We start from the raw sequence: 20,075 nt of genomic DNA, 5'->3' as shown, positions 1-20,075 counted from the left end.
ATTCCAGCTTTCGATCCGGCTGGTGCCCTCGTTGAAACAGATGCCATTCCTCCAGTCCCCGACGGAAATGCGCCGCTGGACATAGTCCGGAAACCGTTGCGGAAAGCCGTTGCCGAGCGCCCCCGCCGCTCCGCCGGCACAAAGAACAACGATCGCGAGCGCTGAAAAGGCAAAGATAGGCCCCGGGGCGGTGAAGGCCCTCTTCTGTCGAAACGGCTGCTCTACAAACTTCCAGGAGAATGCAGCCAATGCGAGGCTTGCTACCAACATCGCACCGGTCATCAAAGGATCGAGTTTTTGGAACGAAAGATAATGCGCGAACGCATTGAGCGGCCAGTGAACAAGATACAAAGAATACGAGATGAGCCCAATCCAGACCAGCGGCCGGACTTCGAGCATGCGGCTGGCGACCGTCGAGGGGGAATTTTGGCCAACATAGATCAGAAGGGCCGTTCCGATGCATGGATACAAGGCGTTGTAGCCTGGGAACGGGTCGCTCTCCGAAAGCGCGAAGAACCCGATGGCGAGAAGGCCAAATCCGGCCAACCCCACCGACTCCATCAGGAATCTGTTGCCCAACGGCGGGGGGCGTTTGAGCATGAGCAGGGCGCCCAACATGAGTTCCCAGATTCGGGTCGGCAGCAGATAGAATCCGGCGGTGGGCGCCAGCGATGTCGCCATCACCGCCATTACGAAGCTGCAGAGAATTATCGGAAGAAGTGTCGTCAGCCAGCGCTTCCCGATGTAGCGATAGATTAGGAACATCAGGATTGGGGCGAAGATGTAGTACTGCTCCTCTACGGAAAGCGACCAGGTGTGCAACAGTGGTCGAAGCGCGGCATCGATCGAGAAGTAACTTGACGTTTTCCAGAAAAAAACGTTCGACCAGAAGGTCGAGGCAGCTATGATGCTAAGACCGAATTCGCGCAGATCCGATGGCAGAAGAATGAACAATGCGGCAATGCAGGTGAGAAGCATCACAAAGACGAGAGCCGGCAGAATGCGCCGGGCACGGCGCCAGTAGAAGTTGACGATCGAAAATTGGCCGCGTTCAAGGTCATCCAAGAGGCTTCCGCTGATAAGGTAGCCGGAGATGACGAAGAAGATATCAACCCCGCTAAAGCCACCCGGGATCGCCGAAATTCCGAAATGAAAGAGTACGACCGGAAGTACAGCAACAGCCCTAAGGCCCGCGATATCGCGCCTATATTGCATCCAGCGGTTCCTTTGATTTTAGATCAGGACGAGATTGGAAGCTTTCAATCTCCGGTAGGAGTGCTGCCAAGATAAGGGCCGGTATCAGCCACCTTTATCCGTCCCGAACGTTCTGTAAGTGGCAACTGGTACAGAAGCACGATCGCCATCGCCGGACTTGACGGCCTGATTGTCGAGCAGATCGCGCGGATCGTTGACCATCACGGCCAGGTTAAATCCTGTCGAACAACCAAGCGGCTGTTTGAAGGATTCTTCATTGGGTAAGGCACCATATGAGGGACAGACCGGCGGACGGGCGTGATAGACAATCGCCTCAATTCGCACTGAGCCGGCGTCGTGTTGATCGAGCAATTGAATGTTGTCTGCTTCGATTGCCAACTGCCTGGCCTGATGGGCTACCCCTGCGCTGAGCTGGGGCGAACCGCTGATGAGGAGGTGGAGGGCATCGAATCGGCCGCGACTGGCCTTGTTTAGGAAATCACGCAAACGCTGCCGTTCGGAAGCGCGCAGGCTTTGCAACGTCAGGAGGGTGGTCTCCTCTCGGACAAGCATTGATGCCGATGGTTCGACATCAACTGGCGTAGTGCTTGTGCAGCCACTTACGCTTGGTGCCAGAGCGACAAAGAGGACTATAAAACGCAACATCATTGGACGACACTATTCGATGATGAAGCCGAGACCGCCCTGGGCGCTTGGCGCGCCCGCACGGATAGCAGCGCGGTCTCGCGGGGGACTTGCCACGGAATTCGTCGGAGCGCCCCCTCCGTTCAAAGCCGGTGCCGCCCGCTCCGTAGGTGCGCTCATCTGGTTTGGGTTGGAGCCTGGTCTTACAATGTAAGGCGTAACTAGAATGACCAGTTCTGACTCCTCTTTTTGAAACGAGGACGAGCGAAAAAGCGGTCCCAGGATCGGCATTTCTCCGAGCCAGGGAAAGGCCCTGACATCATTGTTGACGTTCCGCCTGATTAGACCGCCGATTGCGAAGCTCTGCCCACTGGCGAGTTCGACGACCGTATCGGCTCGGCGCGTGGAAACTGCCGGCACGGAAATTCCGTTGATTTGCACGGCACCTTGCGTCGACAGTTCACTGACTTCGGGCGTTACGTGAATGTTGATTTGATTGTTGCTGAGAACTGTCGGCACAAATTCCAGACTGACGCCGAAGTGACGGAATTCAACCGATACCTGCCTGTTTTCCTGCAGGACAGGAATGGGAAATTCGCCGCCAGCTAGAAAGCTGGCTTTTTCACCCGACATAGCGGTGAGGTTCGGCTCAGCCAGGACGGAAGCTATATGCTCCTTGGCGAGCGCGTCGAGAACCGCGCTGACGTTGACGACACCGTTGTCGAATCCGATTTCTGCTGTACCGCCACCCTGGGTTGAACCAGATCCAGCGCTTGCACCGCTTCCGCTTAGAACGCCCACTTTGAAATTGCCGATTTGACCGAAGGCGGACAGGTTGACGCCAAGTGACTTCATGGCGCTGCGTGAGACTTCGGCTACGCGCACGCTGAGGTTAACTTGCAGGGATCCAGCGACCTTGATGTTGTTGACGACTTGCGCTCCGTCGCCCAGATATTGCTCAGTGACTCTTTTTGCGGTGTCGGCGACCTCTGCGTCGGGCGCCGTCCCGCTAAGGATTGCGCCGCGCGGCGTATAGTTGACGCGGATGGGATAGTCGCCGACCTGCTCCCGCAACATGGCGCGTAAATCCCCGATCGGTTGCGTGACAACGATACGCAATTCGGCGAGAGGCTCGCCGTTGCCGTCCAAGGCGAATAGGCTGGTCCGCCCCGATTTCTTGCCAAAGACGAAGATTGTTTTGCTCGATGGTGCCTGAAAATCCGCGATCGTCGGGTCAGCAACAAAGATGGTCGTGGCTGGCGCGGGCAGATGAACGGTCTCCCCGAGCGAAGAGGAAAGGGTCAGCGTGGCATTGATGCTATTCGAAGCCGCACGCGGCGCGCCTTTGTCCTGCTTGTTTTGCGCCGCGACACCAAGTGGGAAAGTCACAATAAGCGCGCAGAGGAGATGGCCCAGGTAACGGGGCACTGCAGGTCTCGGAACCTTGATGGCGATCGCCCGCCAATTGAGCGCAGGGCAAGGATGTTGAAGGATCAGCAAAATAGATCTTCTTTCGATTCGACAAACTATGCGGATGACGCGTCAGTCAATTCTAGAATGTAGCCAATGCCACGGATGGTCTTGATCCGTGGCGTTGCACCTGATCTGGTCAGATGTCCACGTAAACGATAGATTCCGACTTCAAGCGCGTTGGCAGACACGTCGTCGTTGAACGAATAGAGGTGATCTTCCAACTGCGCACGGGGCACGATGCGGCCTGCCCGGTTAAGCAGATGCTCTAGAATACAGAGTTCGCGACGTGCGATCATCATTGGGTGCCCAGCAACGAAAACCTGCCGGGCGACCGGATCGAAGTTGAGATTGCCAAATACGAGCCTCAGGTCGGTCATCTGTGACGCCCGGCGCAGAATGGCTCTCATTCTGGCGATAAGCTCATCGGTAGAGACGGGTTTGAGCAGAAAGTCGTCCGCACCACCGTTGAAGATCGCAATTCGCTTATCGAGATCGTTAAGGCTGCTCATAATGACGGCAGGAACTGAATGCCCGTGGGTCCTCAACTGCCTCAGCCAACCCAAGCCATCGCCATCTGGCAGAGCCAATTCCAGCAGGAGAATTTCATAGCTGGCGCAAGAAAATGCACTCGAGGCCAGTTCCAGAGTACCAACGACATCAACGACGAAGCCGCCATCCCCGAGCGCAAGTCGCATGGCGCGCGCAAGATCCGCATGATGATCCACGAGCAGCGTTCGCATTTCATCTCCTATCGAAGAGAGACGCGTCACCGGCGGCCATCTGATCGGAGCACACGGCGCACAACTCGTCGCATCTCTCGGAACAGGTCCGAGTTGGAGGGACATGCAAGTCGCTCGGTGGCAATAGGCGCGGGTGAGGACCAACTGACGGGCTCAAATACGCCGGTCGGCGAACCCACGACGCCAGCAACCCGCGTGCGATTTCTCGTTGCATCATCTCTCCTACGTGCAGCCCCTGCGCTCGCAAGGCAGCGTCGCGGCCCAGAGCCCGATTCCCACAGAGGGTAGGGTTAGCTTTCGAGAAACTGATTGAACAAATCGATTATTTGGATCGAATGCATCCACGGTATGGATGCAGCGCCGCATCTTCAACGACTGCGGCTTCCTGATGGATTGTTGTGTCTGTCGTGCTCTGCTATTTCGCTGTCCTTCAAGGCTGGCGAGTCTGGTGGAACCTGCGCGTCATTGGCTGTGGTAGCTTGATGCTCAAAAATGGAGCGCCCCGCGGAAAGCCGCTCTCAGATTTCCAAAAAGCCTTGCTGGTCCAAAAGAGCACTTCGCATCTCGACACCAAAATGGGCGAGGAAAACTGACGTCTGACAGGGATGTGTATGCAACAGCCGATTTGCGGCACCAGGAAACGACCGCGTTCAGGCTGGAGATCGACGACCAACGGCTCCTCGATTTCCGCATTCAGGCCACGACGATCGACCGCTTTCCAAGCTCTTCCTGTGCGGGCGGATGCCGGCAAACAGCAGCACAGGGTCAGGGAAACCGCGAGCGGGCCTGCTTGATCGCCATGATCACATTGCCGCTGTTGCGCGTGCGGACCGGAATGCATTCGGTCCAGCCGGTGGCAATTTCGGTCAGCACCATCGTCTGCACGAAGCTCCCCGACCAAGACGTGCCCGAATGCGCTCAACAAAGCCGGGCGGCGGATCTTTCCAATCGCCGAGGTGCGGGCTTGCACCGAGCGGCGAACTGCCGAACTCATTCCTGCCCGGCGGCGCTGGCCGCCGCGAGCGACGATGCGGACCTCAGCCGCTCCGAAGCCTCCCACAACACGATGAGCGCCTCGCGGACATCGCTGCCGTAACAGCGGCTGCGGCTCTTGCTCGCAGACGGCCTCTGCTCACGACGGTTCATAAGACGGATCGCGCGCGCTTGCGATAATAGCCGATTACCGCCCCGAACTCATTCAGAATGCGCCGCTTGTCAACGCCGCGATAACGCTCCACGATCGCCGCTTCAGTTCCGACCGTGTCGCCATGCTGAGCCGCGCCATACTTCCCCCGAACCGGAATGGCACGACCTGTCCAATGCGGCTCGTTGCCTTCGTTAATTCGCTGACCGGAAAGGTACCGGAAGTCGTCTAACGCATCTTACCCGCTGAAACGGCGGCAACACCTCGACCTCAATCGCAGATCTTAGGAAATAGACGATCGCGTGGGGGCCTGTGAGCATCCGTTCACCGGATTTCCGTCATCGGCTGAGGCGAATTGCCACCATCGACCGTTATCGGATGGGCCGCGATACGTCGCCGTATCATGATTAGGGGGCGCACCTAGCGGAGCCATAGCTCTCCACCCAGCCATGTTCCCCTCGTTGGAAGATGTCCGGCGGACCAGAGGGGTGCTGTCCCGTCAGCTTTTCCTGAAGAGCGGCCAAGGCAATCCCTACCAATCCATCACCACCTTCCCCGAATTGCCGCTCTTCATCGCCTCGAAACCGTCGAGGTAGTCATCGACCCCGATGCGGTGTGTGATCAGGCCCGACACGTCGAGAGGACCCTGCACCAGCGCGATCATCTTGTACCAGGTCTCGAACATCTCGCGGCCGTAGATGCCCTTGAGATGCAGCATCTTGAAGATGACCTTGTTCCAGTCGATCTCGAAGCCGGTCGGCGCAATGCCCAGAATGGCGATCTTGCCGCCATTGTTCATGGTATCGATCATGTCGCGGAAGGCGGGGGCTGCGCCCGACATTTCGAGGCCGACGTCAAACCCCTCGGTCATGCCGAGCGCCGGCATGACGTCGCGCAGCTTTTCCTTCGAGGCGTCGACGACATGCTGGACGCCGAGCTTTTTCGCCAGTGCCAGCCGCACCGGGTTGATGTCAGTGATGACCACTTTGCGCGCACCGACGCATTGGGCGACGAGCGCGCCCATGATGCCGATCGGCCCGGCGCCAGTCACCAGCACGTCCTCGCCGACCAGATCGAAGGACAATGCGGTGTGGACGGCATTGCCCAAGGGATCGAAGATCGCGGCAATCTCATCGGGCACATCGTCGGGGATCGGCACGACATTGTGCTGCGGGATCGCCAGATACTCGCCGAACGCGCCCGGACGGTTGACGCCGACGCCGAGTGTGTTGCGGCACAGATGCCCTCGCCCGGCGCGACAGTTGCGGCAATGGCCGCAGACGATGTGGCCTTCGCCCGATACACGCTGGCCGACCTTGTATTCGGTGACCGCTGCGCCGAAATCGGCAACGGTGCCGACGAATTCATGGCCCGTCACCATCGGCACCGGCACCGTCTTCTGCGCCCACTGGTCCCAATTGTAGATGTGCACGTCGGTGCCGCAGATCGCCGTCTTCTTGATCTTGATCAGCACGTCGTTGGGGCCGATTTCCGGCACCGGCACCTCTTCCATCCAGATGCCCGGTTCGGCCTTGGCCTTCACAAGCGCCTTCATCATGTTCGACATCAGGATTTCCCTATTCCGTGATTGCGCTTCTGGCGAGATAGCCTGCACAACGGGAAGGTAGGCCACTAACTCGTTTGAACGTCCGGAATGGTCAGCCCCGCCTGCTCGGCCTCGCGGCGCAAATTCTGACGGGGCCTGGGGCCGATCTGCTGGATCACCAATCCGGCTGCCAGTGAGCCAAGGTCGCCGCAGGTCTGCAAGTCACGGCCTTGCGTGTAGCCATGCAGGAAGCCGGCGGCATAGAGATCGCCGGCGCCCGTCGTGTCGATCAGCTCCTTGATGGCGGTCGCCTTGATCACCACGGTCTCGTCGCCGCGCACGATCACCGAGCCTTTTTCCGATCGGGTCACGGCGGCGATGCGGCAATCCTTGCGAATCTGCGCCAGCGCTTCGTCGAACGACGCCGTCTGGTAAAGCGATTTGATCTCGTGGCTGTTGGCAAAGACGATGTCGACGGTACCCGAACGCATCAGCTCGAGGAACTCGTCGCGGTAGCGGTCGACGCAGAACGAATCCGACAGGGTCATCGACACTTCGCGGCCTGCCGCGTGCGCCAGCATCGCCGTCTGGCGGATTGCTTCCTTGGCGCGCGGCGGATCCCACAGATAGCCTTCGAAATAGGTGACCTTGGCGCCAGAGGCCTTGTCCGCCTCGACATCCTCAGGCCCGAGCTCGACGCAGGCGCCGAGATAGGTGTTCATCGAGCGCTCGCCGTCGGGCGTGACGAAGATCATCGAGCGCGCCGTCGGCGGTTCACCCTTGAGCGGCGTGGTGTCGAAGGCGACGCCTTGCGCATGGATGTCGTGGGCGTAGATTTCGCCCAGCGCATCGTTGGAGACCTTGCCGAAGAAGGCGGCGCGGCCGCCAAAGCTGGCGACGCCGGCCGCCGTGTTGCCGGCGCTGCCGCCGGAGGCCTCGATCGCCGGACCCATGCGGCTGTAGAGCAGCTCGGCGCGCCTTGTGTCGATGAGGTTCATCGCTCCCTTGATGATGCCGTTGGTCTCGAGGAATGCCTCGTCGCACTGGGCGATGATGTCGACAATGGCATTACCGATGCAGAGCACGTCATAATCCGCATCAAAATCTCCGCCAAAAACCCGAGCCGGCTTCTTGCCATGCCGGCCGGGCGTGGTCTCGCGAGTTGAAATGGGTTGCCGCATGCGCTTGATCCAGCCGCCCTCACGCAGCTGCCGGTCCTGCTTCACGCAGCAAATCGTCAGCTTTGTCCGTCTTCTCCCAGGTGAACTCAGGCTCTTCACGCCCGAAGTGTCCGTATGTCGCCGTCTTGCGGTATATCGGGCGTAAGAGATCAAGCATCTTGATGATGCCTTTCGGTCGGAGATTGAAAACCTCGAGAACAAGGCGCTCGATCCTTTTTTCCTCGATCCTTGCGGTTCCGAAAGTATTGACCATGACAGAAACCGGACTGGCCACGCCGATCGCGTAGGCAAGCTGAACCTCGCAGACCTCCGCAAGGCCGCTGGCAACGATGTTCTTCGCGACATACCGGGCGGCATAGGCCGCCGAGCGGTCAACCTTGGATGGGTCCTTGCCCGAAAAGGCACCGCCGCCGTGACGCCCGGTCCCACCGTAGGAATCGACGATGATCTTCCGTCCTGTGAGGCCGCAGTCGCCGGCAGGCCCACCGACCACGAACCGCCCTGTTGGGTTGACCAGAAATCTGATCCCCGAAGTATCCAGGTGGGCCGGCAGGACCGGTTTTATGATCTCCTCAATGACGCCTTCGCGGACCGTGGCTTGTGAGACCGCTTCGTCATGCTGCGTCGACAGGACTATGGTATCCAGCGCCACCGGGCGGAGCCCTTCGTAGCGTACGGACACTTGAGATTTCACGTCCGGACGCAGCCAGCCAAGCTGTCCCGCTTTCCGGACCTCGGCCTGTCTTTTCGTCAAATGGTGAGCGAGTTGGATCGGCAGGGGCATCAATGTATCCGTCTCGTTGCATGCGAATCCAAACATGATGCCCTGATCCCCTGCCCCCTGCCCGAGATCCTGCCCTCGTCCTTCATCAACGCCCTGGCTTATGTCGGGCGACTGCTCGGTGAGGGCCAGAACGACGGCGCAACGTCGACCATCAAAGCCAATCGCATCATCGTCGTAGCCAATATCGAGTATCGTATCGCGGGCGACTTGGCTGTAATCGATGTGGGCATGGCTGGTGATCTCGCCAGCCACAACGACCATCCCCGTCTTCACCAACACTTCACAGGCGACGCGCGCCTTCGGATCGGTGCGCAGGACCGCATCGAGAATGGCATCGGAGATGTTGTCTGCCATCTTATCGGGGTGTCCCGCGCCGACGGATTCGGAAGAGAACACGAACTGCCTGGTCATAAAAATGCCCTCGCTTCAAGTGCTGGAGTTAGTGAGGAGTTTCTGGATTGGGGTGGCTTATCGGTCGGGGATGCCGGGAACATCGAACGCAGTGCAGAAGTCGGCAACGTCTCTTCGTACGCTCGCATGAACTTCCTGGTCATCGGGCTGGCGGCAGACCGAGTCGATGAAAGCGGCGATCTGCACCATCTCCGTTTCGCGCATGCCCATGGACGTCACCGCTGGCGTCCCTAAGCGGATGCCGCTTGTCAGCGCCGGATGCCGCCGGTCGCCCGGGACCATATTGAAATTCGCAATGATGCCTGCACGCGATAAGCGCTCCGCATAGGCTTTGCCTGACAGCGGCCGGTCCCGAAGATCAAGGATCAGCATGTGATTGTCAGTGCCCCCGGTGACGAGTTCATAACCTCGCTCCAGAAGCGCCTGGGCCAGAGCCTTGGCGTTGTGGACGATCTGCTGACCGTAGACACGAAAGGACGAGTTCGCTGCTTCCTGCAAAGCGACGGCAAGCGCGGCGATAGTATTCATATGCGGTCCGCCTTGCAGAAGAGGGAACACGGCGCGGTCTATACGTTTGGCCAGATTGTGTTTGCTCTTCGGATGATGGAGGGGCTGATAACGGTCTTCATTCCTTGATAAAATGAAGCCACCCCGGGGACCGCGGATCGACTTGTGAGAGGTGCTGGTGACCACATCGCAATGGGGCACGGGGTTCGGATGCACTCCTGCGACAACCAGGCCGCTGATGTGGGCGATGTCAGCCACCAGATACGAGTTCACCTCCGAAGCAATTTCGGCCATTGCCGCGTAGTCAAAAATACGCGGATAAGCAGTTCCGCCGACCCAAATTAGCTTCGGGCGTTCCCGCTTGGCGGTCTCGCGCAAGTGGTCATAGTCAATTTGCTGTGTCTTTTCGTGCAGCCTGTACGGGACGCGCTGATAATCGCTGCCGGAAAAATTGACGGACCAACCGTGAGTCAGATGGCCGCCTTCGGGTAAAGGCAAGCCCATCACTTTGTCACGGGGGCTCAAAAGCGCGCGATAGACAGCCTGGTTGGCTGGCGAGCCTGAATAAGGCTGGACGTTGGCGTGTTCACTGCCAAATAGCGCTTTCAGGCGCTCGATCGCGAGGGTCTCAAGCTCATCGACGATCTCGTTTCCGGCGTAGTAGCGCGCACCGGGGTATCCCTCGGCATACTTGTTGGTGAAAATCGACCCGGTCGCTTCCAACACCGCCGAGGAGGCAAAGTTCTCGGAGGCGATCAGTTTGAGAGTTGTCCGCTCCTGGCGCTCCTGTCTTAGAAGCAGTTCGCGAACGCGGGAGTCGACGGCGGCTAAGTGAGGCCGCCCGTAAGTGTCGGGCTGCGCGATGGCGCCGCCGGCGGAGTTATCCATGGTAGTCGCGCTCCATTTGGACTGATCTATTTCACGATCAAGCAGGCGGTCCCTTCAACCGCGCGTCTTGTATTGCTTCCAGGCGTTGTAGGTCTCTTTTATGATGACCATCATCGTGGGGCAGGAGATCGACCACCAATTGAGCCAGCCCGCCATCCTTGCCTCCTGCTTGCATATGGTACGAAGACTGCGGACGTTGTTCGTTGCAGCAAAGAAAGTTGGCTCTGACCAGCCGCCGGACGTGGCGTCGAACCTGCTCGCGAGGCAGACTGGTAATATCGGCCAGCTCGCCGACGGTTAGATCCGCATGCGCGCAAAGGCCCAGGATTCGAAGGCGATCAAGATGCGCTGCCGTCCTTACGCGATTTACCAGTGTCAACATTGGTTGGCATCAACCCGGACGGGATGCAGCAAGCCGCTAGCCCTTCTATCCCCATCAATCCGCATGAGATCTCTTCTCGTCATTTGCTGTAAATCCGCTGGTATGGATGCTAATGGAAGATGGATCACAGTCCTTTCTACGACTAAGACGCCAGATATTGGGGCTAATGTACCACCTGACAGGAGACTACGCTCACGAACATTATGTGAATTTTTTTTAACGTTGCTGAGAATCAAGGGTGAGGTTTGGCGAATGTCTCGCCGTCGACTGTCGAATCCTGCCCGACGGGATTATGGGGTGCGTAGCCTGCTTGTCCTTTCCACATGACCAGCGACGATGGGGCGAAGGCGGCAGACATAGCTCTGGAGCATGCTGCGGTGTCTTTGGCCTGAAGCCGAGGAAGGCGGACCGTGGCTTCCGCGCCGCTGCCGGGAGCCCCCGAACAGGCCAAGTGGATCAGCCGGGTGTTGCCGTCATAGAGCGTGAGACCCAAAGCTGGCCAGCCGCGCCCTGAGGCTGACGCACCGCTCAGCGTCCACCTTGCTCTCGAAGCCCATCGGCATAGCGCCGATAACGACTTGACCGCGTGCGTGTCGACGAGCGATCGGTGAGCGCAAGGATCGAGGGTGCAGTGCAGGATAATGCTGTTTTAAATCAGCGCTGTTTTCAGCCGACTGCCTTGAGCGTGGGCACAAGGATATAGGCCGCAGGAGATCATCGTCTGGCTGTTCGGGAGGCCGCCCTGGGCGCGCGACAGCCGTTCCTTCGGCTGCGCCAGCTCCGCCACCATCCGCGCCGTGCCTTCCGGAGACCATTCCCGCTGCCGGCCGGCGCCCGTGAAAACCTCGACCCGGCGCACCGGCTCGAGATGGCTGGGCTCAGCGTAACTCTGAAGTCGTCATATACCGAAGCCTTCACAGACTTCGGACATCTCCCTCACAGTCCGATCAAGATGGCGTCAGGAACACCGCTTGCGTTGATGCGGATGAACCCCTGCTTGTGCCACAATGACCCTTATCTCAGCGCGCGAGCCAAAGCTTCCGCGCAAGGCGACGGCTAGGATAAGGCAATGCCGACGAAGGGCACATTGCTTGCCACACTCTGGAATGATGGCATGCTCGGAAGGCCTAGGTTTTGCTCAGGGCCGCCTGCAAGGCGCGCTTGGAGGTTATTCACATAGCCTTCTGCGTAGTCCTGCGCCGTCGAGACCGAAAGATCAATGCCTGCCGCCAAGGCCTCTTCCATCAGGTGCTTTACGAGCCCATTTCGAATGGCCAGCTTGACCTCGGGGCCTGCGATAAGGCCGATCGCCTGCGCGGCCATATTGAGGCCAGCTTCCTCCAGCGCTCGCTTCATATCGCCTCCGTTAATGGCCGTACGCAGGAGATTGGCTGCTTGCGACTCAGCCTCGAGAACCATCGAGGCAAGATCGGCTACTTGTCCGAGGCCCGGAATGAAGCTGAGCAGTCCCACCGCCGTTGCCGCCAAGTCGAGCACTTTCGTCTCGATTTTGAGCACGGAGTCGACGACGTGCATGACGGCCCCGCCGTTCTTTTTGGCTGACTTAATGTCAGGCTGGTCCATCAGGCCCATCTTCATGTCCGCGACGGCATTCTGCTCTTCTGCGGTTTGGGCGCCGTGGGTGATTGGCTGCTGAACGTTGCGGTTCGCAGACGACATGTTTGTGCAAAAATGGGCAAAGTCTTTTTTGCTGATATTGCCGGAATCAACCGTATGCCCGCCGCCAAAGTCGAAGAATTTATGATGGGTCTTATAGCCCGTGATCGAATTGTTCAGGAGGCCAAACAAAAGAGGATCTGAAAGGAGCTGAGAGGCTGCTTCCCGCACTTTCGGATCAAGGCTCTTGTCGTCTTTCATTTTCGCCAGTTTGTCGCGAGTCAGAACACCGCTTCCAAAGAACGTGTCCTGATGGTCCTTGATCATCTCGACCGTATTCAGCTCAGTTTGCGTGAGGCTCATCGACGATGAGGCGACTTGCAGGAAATCCTCTTTGTGCATCTTCCCTTTCGAGCCACCGCACAACTGGTTCCAAGCATCGGGGTGATCGAGGAAATATTGCGCCGCCGCAATGACCTGGGGCGGAAATTTGCCGTTTTTCGATTCGCCGCCGACCATTTTCTTGAACTCATCCAGACTCAGGTCCTTGGACAGATTTTCGGAGTACCGGTAAAACTCCCGCAAGGCATCGCTCAAGGTCATGACCGAAGGCTGCAAACCTCCGCTGCCGTCGGATGGTATGTAGTTCTGCTCGTAGCTTTGCGCTTGGGCTTCCTGAAATGCAGCAACTTGTGGGTGGTGGTTTGAAAATCCGGCCAAGTCCTTGGCGTTGATCTTGCCTCCACAGCGGCCGTCGCCCTGCGAGCCAATCGCATAAAAAAGTCCCGAATCCTGCTGCAGTCCCTTGATCGCCGCTTTCAGATCCGGTGGCGTAGAGGGATCATTGGCTTTCTCGGTCAACGACTTCCAACTAAGCGGGCATTGGTCCTTGTGACGGTTGAGTACCGCAACAATCTGCAACTCAGCCGTGGTCAGCGACCCACCGTTCCACGTGATTCCGGGGCTCGGCCTGGGAGCCGGCTCGATCTTCGGGGTGACGCGGAGCAGATGTTGGGCTTCAGTCGCCTTGGAGCGTTGCGATTGGTCCTCCTTGAGAGCCGCCCTCATATGTGGCGGCAGCAGATCCAGTGGGTGTTGCTCCAAGCCCTTCAATGTCGATTCGACATCCGGTGCCAGATGGCCCAAAGGGTCCTGCCGCAATTTATCCATTGTCGAATCAAGATTCGACGTTGGCAGATCCCCTTGCGCGAAAGAGCCGGGCTTGTTTGCCAGCACACAAGTGGACAGCATCGCTTCGAAGCACGATGCACTTTGCTGATGCTGGGTCGCAAAATGGGAAACTTTCAGGCCCGGCCAACCCCTTGCGGACTGTAGCGAATTTGAGCGGTAGAAAGTTGAAAGATTGCTGGCCGACATTGTGCATCCTCAGACGTGACGTTGAAATCCCCACAAGAGACCCCGACAGAAGATCCCTTGCGTTTCACAAAATTCGACAATTCCAAGCGTCGGCAGGTCACGAATGCGCCTGCCCTGCCTTCAATTGCTGTGTTCCGGGCCGGCTCCAAGGTTCGGTCCAACACAATGGCCGGAGTCACCGCGAGAGCTGCCGGGACTCATCATGAGCGGATTAGCTTTCGAGAAACTGACGAGTTTGCGAAGAGTTCACAAAGGGGTAGCCGCAGTCATGTTCTTCAGAGCTGCGGCAAATCCTCAATGTTCATTTCTTGCCCAGCTCAGGCTTCCCGCCAACGCTATCCTGTTGTGGGATGTCAGAAGAATAAGAAGCATCCGGTCGTCCGTCGCGAACGACCGTAGTGGAGGAGCCGCGAAACAAGATCAGCACTGATTCCTTTGGCGTGGCCGCTATGTGAGTCTGCGCCTGCGCCTCCGCCACCAAGCCGTTAAAGGTCTGCTCCACGAGTGCGACGAAGCGCGGTGGACCGGAAACGAAGACGAGGCCATTGCCTGGCACGGGTTTGACCACATAGCGCTCGTCGGAGATATCAAGCTTGTCGAGAGCCCCCTTGAACGCATCGAAGCGAATCGACGTCATCAAAAGCATTCGAGTTTGCGATTCTTGTGCAGCAGACACATAGAGCACAAGGCCGTCATAGTACCATTGGAGACCGTAAAGGTTCGTCAAGCGGTCGAGGAACGCGCGCGGTGGCAAATCAGGCATACGTCCGCGAATTCGCCCCTTCACCGCAGGACTGATGTTGACCCTGATATTCAGGTTGTTGCCGAATTCCTGCAACGCTGCAGCGAGTTCCTGATCCAGAACCGTGTATCTATAGGGTGTCGCCGGAAGGGACAGCGGGACTGCGTGCGCCGGGTGAATCCCGGTGGACAGAAAAAACCCGGCACAGAGAAGTCTCAAAACATGCAGGGTGACGGGTTGGATAAGCGTTCTCGGCATGTCGCACTGATAAACCAAACGCTGAAATCATCACAAGTGACTAAATTGCCGAAGAGATTTTAGATGTCGAAATGACGCCGCCGTTAGTCAGCTTGTTGTCAGCTTGCCCCCCTAGGAGTGTTGCGCCGACACCGGGTGATGAATGGGCGGGGCCCGCCCGGTCAGAGAGAGCAACCGAGTCCTTACATGATGATGCCTGTCACGTCGATCTCTGCCACTCTAACGGCTGGCCTCCCCAGGGTCGGATCACCGTCGATTGTCGAGCAGGCCCAGTTTGAGCGCGCCTTAGGGCATGCAGCCGACTCGCTGAAAAACAATGCCGCCGCGGAGCCAGCGAGTGCGGCGCCAGTTGCTGCGGCGATGGATGTTCAGCGCGCGGCTGCGCCGACGAGCGGCATGGGCGATCGCGTGTTGCAGACGATTTCCTCCCTATATCCACACAACACTGTTTCCTTCCCCGCGCTCGACCATGACATAGCCCTTTCGAAGGGCGCTCTACCGGGACCGGCGCAGAAGCTTCCCGTCGCAGGTGAGGCGGGAACCGGAATCTCGGGCATTCCTCAACAAGGGCAAGACTTCGAAACGATGATGGCTGGTCTTCGGGATGTTTACAACGGCGTCACCCAGGTGGCGCTTATCTCCAAAGGCGTCAGCGGCGTCACATCATCCGTGAATAAACTTTTGAAGGAAGGCTGAACCGCGCGCATGATTGGCTTGGCCGAGGGCGAAATCATGCGTGGCCTGTCAGGGTGGCGGTCGGTTAGACTTGTCATGCTGCTAGTTCTCGTCGCCCTCAGTGCTTGCAAAACCGACCTCTACACGCAATTGCAAGAGCGTGAGGCAAATGAAATGCTCGCACTTCTTGAAGACAACGGGGTCGCCGCGATCCGGGTGGTCGCCAAGGATGGGACCAGCACGATCCAGGTTGACGAAAAGCTGCTCGCCTTCTCAATCAACCTTCTGAACGCCAAGGGGTTGCCGCGCCAATCCTTCAAGAACCTCGGTGAGATATTCCAAGGATCAGGCCTGATTGCCTCGCCGACCGAGGAGCGTGCCCGTTACGTGTATGCCCTGAGCGAAGAGTTGTCGCGGACGATCAGCGATATCGATGGCGTTTTTTCTGTACGTGTTCACGTCGTGCTGCCGCATAACGACCTTGTGCGAGCCGGCGCCACGCCATCCTCGGCCGCGGTGTTTATCAGGCACGACGCCAAAACAAATGTCGCGGCTCTGCTGCCAAAGATAAAGATGCTGGTAGCCGACAGCATCGAAGGCTTGTCCTACGATAAGGTGGAAGTGGTTTTGGTGCCGGTAGAACGGTCCGCACACGAGCAACGGCCCGATCCGACTGCTGTTTTGCCACAAGCATCAACACCTCTTCCTGCGCCAATTCTGGCGACCGTGACAGGTTTTGCCGCAGCCGTATTCGCAGTGGCCTGTTATCTCTTGGTCAGCGTTGCTACGCGTCGGCGCAAGCAATCAACCGGCGTTTCCAAGGTCGAGGGGCGCCGGGATGCTTCTGCTGTCGAGGCCATTCGCAAAAGAATGCCTGCAATTGGACGTGGGTGACATCTCATTGCCAATGCCTATACAGACCGCCCGACCTGATGGTCCGCACCAATTGCGTTTTCCGGGCGCGAGCGAGCTTGCGGCTTCGGCCCATCCGACCCGTCTAGCGGCGCGTCTTGATCCAGCGTTATCGGCAGAAACGTTAGTGAAGTTGCAGAAGTGTTCCAGACTGCATCCAAGGCTGGCAGAATTGCTGGGCAACTATGACGTGGATCTGAACCACATCGGCTGCAGGCCGGACCTTCTACGCGGGCACGATCCATATCGAGCTGCCCTTCTTGCTGGTAGTATCTGGCATGCCCGTTCGCTGGTCGCGTTTGTCTCTCAGCCTGAGCTTGCCATCCTTGTTAAACGCATCGGCGTGGATGCACACGCATTCGGAATCCGACACCTGCTGCATGCCGTTGAGAACAGACTGATCGCGGACCCAGAAAAACTCGCTCAGCAAATCGAATACGATGGACATGCATGTCTTGGGGCTTGGCTCCAGGACAGTTCAGCGACCGAGCGTAACCGCGTGCTTCTTCGGTTGCCCGAGGGGACTGCCGCGGAGACTCCAGCACCTGAGCATTGGACCGCCGCCGGCCAATTGCTTTCACTTGTACTAGCTCATTTTGAGACAGAGACCCCGGTGAAATGACAGCCGAACTTTCCGAGGGGCCAATAGCGCCGCAGATGCGTCCAATCGGACCACTGATACCCGCGAGCGAGCTCGAAACCTGGCACAGCGCCGCGCAAGCGCTTGCCGCGGCAGAACGGCATCGGCAGCGCGTTCGAAACTGGGCACGCGCCGTTTACCAGCGGGCGTGGGTGCGCGGCCACATGGAGGGCTCGAATGCAGGCACCGAGGAGATGGCAGGGCTGATTGCGGAGACAATCTCCGAAATCGCGCGACGAAAGGCGGCTCTGGAGCAGGAATTGCCGCAGCTCGTGATGGAAATATTGAGCGATCTTATCGGCGCTTTCGATCCGGGCGAGCTACTGGTGAGGGCTGTTCGTCACGCCATAGAGTGTCAATACAGCGGCGCCGAAGTTTGCCTTCATGTTTCTCCCATGCAAGTCGACATGCTTGCACGAGAGTTTGCTCGATGCGACGGCCAGGATGGTCGACCAAGGGTGCGGATCGAGCCCGACCCGACGTTGTCGCCGCAACGGTGCGTGCTGTGGAGCGAGTACGGCAATGTCGACCTGGGACTTGACGCCCAGATGCGCGCGCTGCGCCTTGGTTTCGGGACGCTATGTGAAAAAGGCGAGCTATGAGAAAGCCCGTCCCAGAACATAACGCTGACGCCGACACTCGAGCTCTCGTTCCAGCAATCTCGTCTTTGAGGGCTGCGGCCAAGCGAATTGACACGCGTGCGGTGCGCGGTCGGATCACGCGGGCTATCGGCACACTGGTTCATGCCGTCTTGCCAGATACTCGTATTGGGGAACTTTGCCTCCTAGAGGACCCGCGAACCGGGCTGTCGCTCGAGGCCGAGGTGATCGGCCTGTCGGGTGATGGTGTATTGCTGACACCGATCGGGGACTTGGTGGGCCTATCCAGCCGCGCAGAGGTCGTGGCCACTGGCCGAATGCGTGAGGTGCCCGTCGGCGGCGATTTGCTCGGTCGCGTGATCGACAGTCGTTGCCGCCCATTGGACGGCAAAGGCGAAATCAAGACCGTCGAAACTCGGCCCCTGCATGGCAGAGCCCCCAATCCGATGACGAGGCGCATGATTGAGCGGCCATTCCCGCTTGGGGTCCGTGTCCTCGATGGTCTGCTGACGTGCGGCGAGGGCCAGCGGATCGGGATTTATGGCGAGCCAGGTGGTGGCAAGTCGACGCTGTTGTCACAGATCGTAAAGGGTGCCGCCGCTGACGTCGTCATAGTGGCGCTCATAGGCGAACGTGGACGGGAAGTTCGTGAATTCATCGAAAGGAATCTTGGTGAAGAGGGCCTTCTCCGTACGGTCGTCGTGGTTGAAACCTCCGACCGCTCGGCGGTGGAGCGTGCGCAATGCGCTCCAATGGCGACTGCGCTCGCGGAATATTTTCGCGATCAGGGCCTACGCGTTGCTCTCATGCTGGATTCGCTGACGCGCTTCTGCCGCGCTATGCGCGAAATAGGCCTTGCTGCGGGTGAGCCGCCGACGCGACGGGGCTTTCCTCCTTCCGTTTTTGGCATGCTGCCAGGCCTGCTCGAGCGCGCCGGCATGGGTGAGCGGGGCTCAATCACGGCCTTCTATACGGTGCTTGTAGAGGGTGATGGCACGGGTGATCCAATCGCCGAGGAATCGCGTGGTATTCTCGATGGCCATGTCATCCTCTCACGCGCTATTGCGGCGCGATCGCATTTCCCCGCTATTGATGTGCTGCAGAGTCGCAGCCGCGTCATGGATGCAGTCGTTTCGGGGACACATCGCAAGGCAGCATCCATTTTCCGCGAGCTCCTATCGCGCTATGCCGAGACCGAGTTCTTGATCAATGTTGGCGAATACAAGCCAGGTGGAGATCCCCTGACTGACCGGGCCGTCGCGTCAATCGACGAACTGAGGGAGTTTCTGCGCCAGAGCGAAGATGACGCGTCAGATTTCGAGGAGACGGTCGCATGGATGTCGCGTCTGACCGCGTGAACTGGGTTCAGTCTTCGAGGTTACGGCTTCTGAAGGAAATGCAAGAGCGTCGTGCCCTTGGCGAGCTGTCCAAGAAGGAAGCCCAGCGCGATGTGGCCGCCTCAGCCGTACAAAATGCCGCTAGGGAGCTTGCAATGATACAGCAACATTGTTCAAGAACAGAAGCAGCGCTCTATCAGCATCTGATGTCACTCGACAACTTGTCTAGCGCAGCGCTCGACCGTCACCGCCTTCACACTGAACAGCTTGCCGCTGAGATCACTTCCAGACGGCAGATGCTTGATGATGCCCAAATCGCTCAAGAGGAGGCTGAGATGGCGGCGTCCAGGACGAGGGAGCTATGGGTCATATGTTCGGCGGCAAGGGACAAATGGCAACAAATCGAGGACGACGTGCGGCGCGCCGTCGAGACTCATTCGGAGGCCGCAGCCGAGATCGAGGCCGACGACGAGATACTGCTGAAATATGCGAGGGGGTCGCTTGCCTAAATGCCGCGCAACCGGATCCGACAGTCGCAAGAGGTCGTCCGAATGACACGACCGTGCAGTCTTTGATAGCCGCTGCGGTCACACCCGCCATGTTCGAACCAGTTCTGAAACTGTCCCGCACGGTTGTCTCGTGGCTCAATGATACAGCAGCGCCCCGCACGCCGTTTCAAAGCCGGATCAACGAGGTGCCGCTATCGGTGCGAACGGCAGGGCTTGTCTGGCAGCAGGAACCTGCTGCCATTCCGATGCTTGACTGCGTCTGGAGAGTGGGAGCCGAAACGGTCATCTTGTCGCTGTCGCGCCCGCTCGTAGAGGAGTTCATCACGACAGTGCAGAACGGCTTGGCCTTCCCTTCCGAGCCAACTGCTTCGCTTATTCTCGAACTCGCTCTTGAGCCGCTTGTCACTCGACTGGAGGAGACGACGCGTCTGAACGTGCAACTCGTGCGCGTATGCGAAGCCACGATGCTGGCTCCTCATCTTGAACTCGACATCATTTTCGGCGCGGTCAAGGG

At 58.6% G+C, this 20,075-nt stretch carries 18 protein-coding genes and 1 pseudogene; 8 read left to right on the top strand and 11 right to left on the bottom strand.

The window, feature by feature from the left end; genetic code table 11:
* The 4 genes from EOA75_RS11170 to EOA75_RS11155 all read right to left on the bottom strand — a co-directional run.
* On the bottom strand, positions 1 to 1,215 hold a 1,215-nt coding region (locus EOA75_RS11170), incomplete at its 3' end, for an acyltransferase (protein ID WP_164747351.1).
* An 84-nt stretch (positions 1,216 to 1,299) separates the two neighbouring features.
* Positions 1,300 to 1,863 carry a CpaD family pilus assembly lipoprotein gene (locus EOA75_RS11165; RefSeq protein WP_029354878.1) on the bottom strand — a complete coding sequence of 188 codons (564 nt, stop codon included), beginning with the start codon at positions 1,861 to 1,863 and terminating at the stop codon, positions 1,300 to 1,302.
* Between the two features lie 9 nt (positions 1,864 to 1,872).
* Entirely contained in the window at positions 1,873 to 3,294 is a 1,422-nt protein-coding gene (locus EOA75_RS11160; protein WP_051695798.1) for a type II and III secretion system protein family protein, read from the bottom strand.
* A gap of 71 nt (positions 3,295 to 3,365) precedes the next feature.
* Positions 3,366 to 4,052, bottom strand: a complete 687-nt coding sequence (locus tag EOA75_RS11155) for a response regulator transcription factor (RefSeq protein WP_029354874.1) — start codon at positions 4,050 to 4,052, stop codon at positions 3,366 to 3,368.
* Positions 4,053 to 4,659: 607 nt separating this feature from the next.
* Between EOA75_RS11155 and EOA75_RS33970 the strand changes: the two genes are divergently transcribed.
* Positions 4,660 to 5,148, top strand: coding sequence for a hypothetical protein (locus EOA75_RS33970; protein WP_164747350.1), 489 nt, complete (start codon positions 4,660 to 4,662; stop codon positions 5,146 to 5,148).
* 580 nt (positions 5,149 to 5,728) lie between these two features.
* Here the strand turns inward: EOA75_RS33970 and tdh are convergent.
* The 7 genes from tdh to EOA75_RS11110 form a co-directional block, all read right to left on the bottom strand.
* Positions 5,729 to 6,763 (bottom strand): L-threonine 3-dehydrogenase, encoded by a 1,035-nt coding sequence (gene tdh / locus EOA75_RS11145; RefSeq protein ID WP_091595827.1) that lies wholly within the window; start codon positions 6,761 to 6,763, stop codon positions 5,729 to 5,731.
* A gap of 65 nt (positions 6,764 to 6,828) precedes the next feature.
* Positions 6,829 to 7,968, bottom strand: a complete 1,140-nt coding sequence (locus tag EOA75_RS11140) for an adenosine kinase (protein ID WP_236370636.1) — start codon at positions 7,966 to 7,968, stop codon at positions 6,829 to 6,831.
* Positions 7,943 to 9,118 (bottom strand): methionine adenosyltransferase, encoded by a 1,176-nt coding sequence (gene metK, locus EOA75_RS11135; RefSeq protein ID WP_063169265.1) that lies wholly within the window; start codon positions 9,116 to 9,118, stop codon positions 7,943 to 7,945. Before metK ends, EOA75_RS11140 begins: the two co-directional genes overlap by 26 nt.
* A 57-nt stretch (positions 9,119 to 9,175) precedes the next feature.
* On the bottom strand, positions 9,176 to 10,513 hold the full coding sequence (gene glyA / locus EOA75_RS11130; protein WP_091595829.1) for a serine hydroxymethyltransferase: 1,338 nt from the start codon (positions 10,511 to 10,513) through the stop codon (positions 9,176 to 9,178).
* Positions 10,514 to 10,550: 37 nt separating this feature from the next.
* Entirely contained in the window at positions 10,551 to 10,895 is a 345-nt protein-coding gene (locus tag EOA75_RS11125; RefSeq protein WP_091595831.1) for a helix-turn-helix domain-containing protein, read from the bottom strand.
* Between the two features lie 1,056 nt (positions 10,896 to 11,951).
* A complete protein-coding gene (locus tag EOA75_RS11115) occupies positions 11,952 to 13,763 on the bottom strand; it encodes an HrpF/NolX family T3SS translocon protein (RefSeq protein ID WP_236370748.1) in 1,812 nt (603 codons plus the stop codon).
* Positions 13,764 to 14,190: 427 nt separating this feature from the next.
* A complete protein-coding gene (locus EOA75_RS11110; protein WP_091595837.1) occupies positions 14,191 to 14,889 on the bottom strand; it encodes a secretin N-terminal domain-containing protein in 699 nt (232 codons plus the stop codon).
* Positions 14,890 to 15,075: 186 nt separating this feature from the next.
* Here EOA75_RS11110 and EOA75_RS11105 point away from each other — a divergent pair, with 186 nt between their 5' ends.
* The 7 genes and pseudogenes from EOA75_RS11105 to EOA75_RS11075 all read left to right on the top strand — a co-directional run.
* Entirely contained in the window at positions 15,076 to 15,585 is a 510-nt protein-coding gene (locus EOA75_RS11105; RefSeq protein ID WP_029354864.1) for a nodulation protein NolB, read from the top strand.
* A 36-nt stretch (positions 15,586 to 15,621) separates the two neighbouring features.
* Positions 15,622 to 16,458 carry a type III secretion inner membrane ring lipoprotein SctJ gene (gene sctJ, locus EOA75_RS11100; RefSeq protein WP_281033078.1) on the top strand — a complete coding sequence of 279 codons (837 nt, stop codon included), beginning with the start codon at positions 15,622 to 15,624 and terminating at the stop codon, positions 16,456 to 16,458.
* Positions 16,403 to 17,098, top strand: coding sequence for a nodulation protein NolU (locus tag EOA75_RS11095; protein WP_268931536.1), 696 nt, complete (start codon positions 16,403 to 16,405; stop codon positions 17,096 to 17,098). The genes sctJ and EOA75_RS11095 overlap by 56 nt, the downstream gene beginning before the upstream one ends.
* Positions 17,095 to 17,718 (top strand): type III secretion system stator protein SctL, encoded by a 624-nt coding sequence (gene sctL / locus EOA75_RS11090; protein ID WP_091595841.1) that lies wholly within the window; start codon positions 17,095 to 17,097, stop codon positions 17,716 to 17,718. Before EOA75_RS11095 ends, sctL begins: the two co-directional genes overlap by 4 nt.
* Entirely contained in the window at positions 17,715 to 19,073 is a 1,359-nt protein-coding gene (gene sctN / locus EOA75_RS11085) for a type III secretion system ATPase SctN (RefSeq protein WP_024505372.1), read from the top strand. Before sctL ends, sctN begins: the two co-directional genes overlap by 4 nt.
* Complete coding sequence (locus tag EOA75_RS11080) at positions 19,049 to 19,561, top strand: hypothetical protein (protein ID WP_091595843.1); 513 nt, start codon at positions 19,049 to 19,051, stop codon at positions 19,559 to 19,561. Before sctN ends, EOA75_RS11080 begins: the two co-directional genes overlap by 25 nt.
* An 89-nt stretch (positions 19,562 to 19,650) precedes the next feature.
* Positions 19,651 to 20,075, top strand: a pseudogene (locus EOA75_RS11075) (YscQ/HrcQ family type III secretion apparatus protein); the annotation flags it as partial.

The sequence above is a fragment of the Mesorhizobium sp. M1A.F.Ca.IN.022.07.1.1 genome, from assembly GCF_003997575.1.
GTDB lineage: Bacteria > Pseudomonadota > Alphaproteobacteria > Rhizobiales > Rhizobiaceae > Mesorhizobium.
The sequence above is the reverse complement of the archived record's forward strand: the minus strand, read 5'-3'. Positions and strand labels throughout refer to the sequence as shown.

Excerpts from the sequence above, each read along its gene's own strand:
- EOA75_RS11165 (WP_029354878.1), bottom strand. The coding sequence starts at position 1,863 with ATGATGTTGCGTTTTATAGTCCTCTTTGTCGCTCTGGCACCAAGCGTA.
- EOA75_RS11155 (WP_029354874.1), bottom strand. The coding sequence starts at position 4,052 with ATGCGAACGCTGCTCGTGGATCATCATGCGGATCTTGCGCGCGCCATG.
- tdh (WP_091595827.1), bottom strand. The coding sequence starts at position 6,763 with ATGTCGAACATGATGAAGGCGCTTGTGAAGGCCAAGGCCGAACCGGGC.
- metK (WP_063169265.1), bottom strand. The coding sequence starts at position 9,118 with ATGACCAGGCAGTTCGTGTTCTCTTCCGAATCCGTCGGCGCGGGACAC.
- glyA (WP_091595829.1), bottom strand. The coding sequence starts at position 10,513 with ATGGATAACTCCGCCGGCGGCGCCATCGCGCAGCCCGACACTTACGGG.
- EOA75_RS11125 (WP_091595831.1), bottom strand. The coding sequence starts at position 10,895 with ATGTTGACACTGGTAAATCGCGTAAGGACGGCAGCGCATCTTGATCGC.
- EOA75_RS11115 (WP_236370748.1), bottom strand. The coding sequence starts at position 13,763 with ATGCTGTCCACTTGTGTGCTGGCAAACAAGCCCGGCTCTTTCGCGCAA.
- EOA75_RS11110 (WP_091595837.1), bottom strand. The coding sequence starts at position 14,889 with ATGCCGAGAACGCTTATCCAACCCGTCACCCTGCATGTTTTGAGACTT.
- EOA75_RS11105 (WP_029354864.1), top strand. The coding sequence starts at position 15,076 with ATGATGATGCCTGTCACGTCGATCTCTGCCACTCTAACGGCTGGCCTC.
- sctJ (WP_281033078.1), top strand. The coding sequence starts at position 15,622 with ATGCGTGGCCTGTCAGGGTGGCGGTCGGTTAGACTTGTCATGCTGCTA.
- EOA75_RS11095 (WP_268931536.1), top strand. The coding sequence starts at position 16,403 with ATGCTTCTGCTGTCGAGGCCATTCGCAAAAGAATGCCTGCAATTGGAC.
- sctL (WP_091595841.1), top strand. The coding sequence starts at position 17,095 with ATGACAGCCGAACTTTCCGAGGGGCCAATAGCGCCGCAGATGCGTCCA.
- sctN (WP_024505372.1), top strand. The coding sequence starts at position 17,715 with ATGAGAAAGCCCGTCCCAGAACATAACGCTGACGCCGACACTCGAGCT.
- EOA75_RS11080 (WP_091595843.1), top strand. The coding sequence starts at position 19,049 with ATGGATGTCGCGTCTGACCGCGTGAACTGGGTTCAGTCTTCGAGGTTA.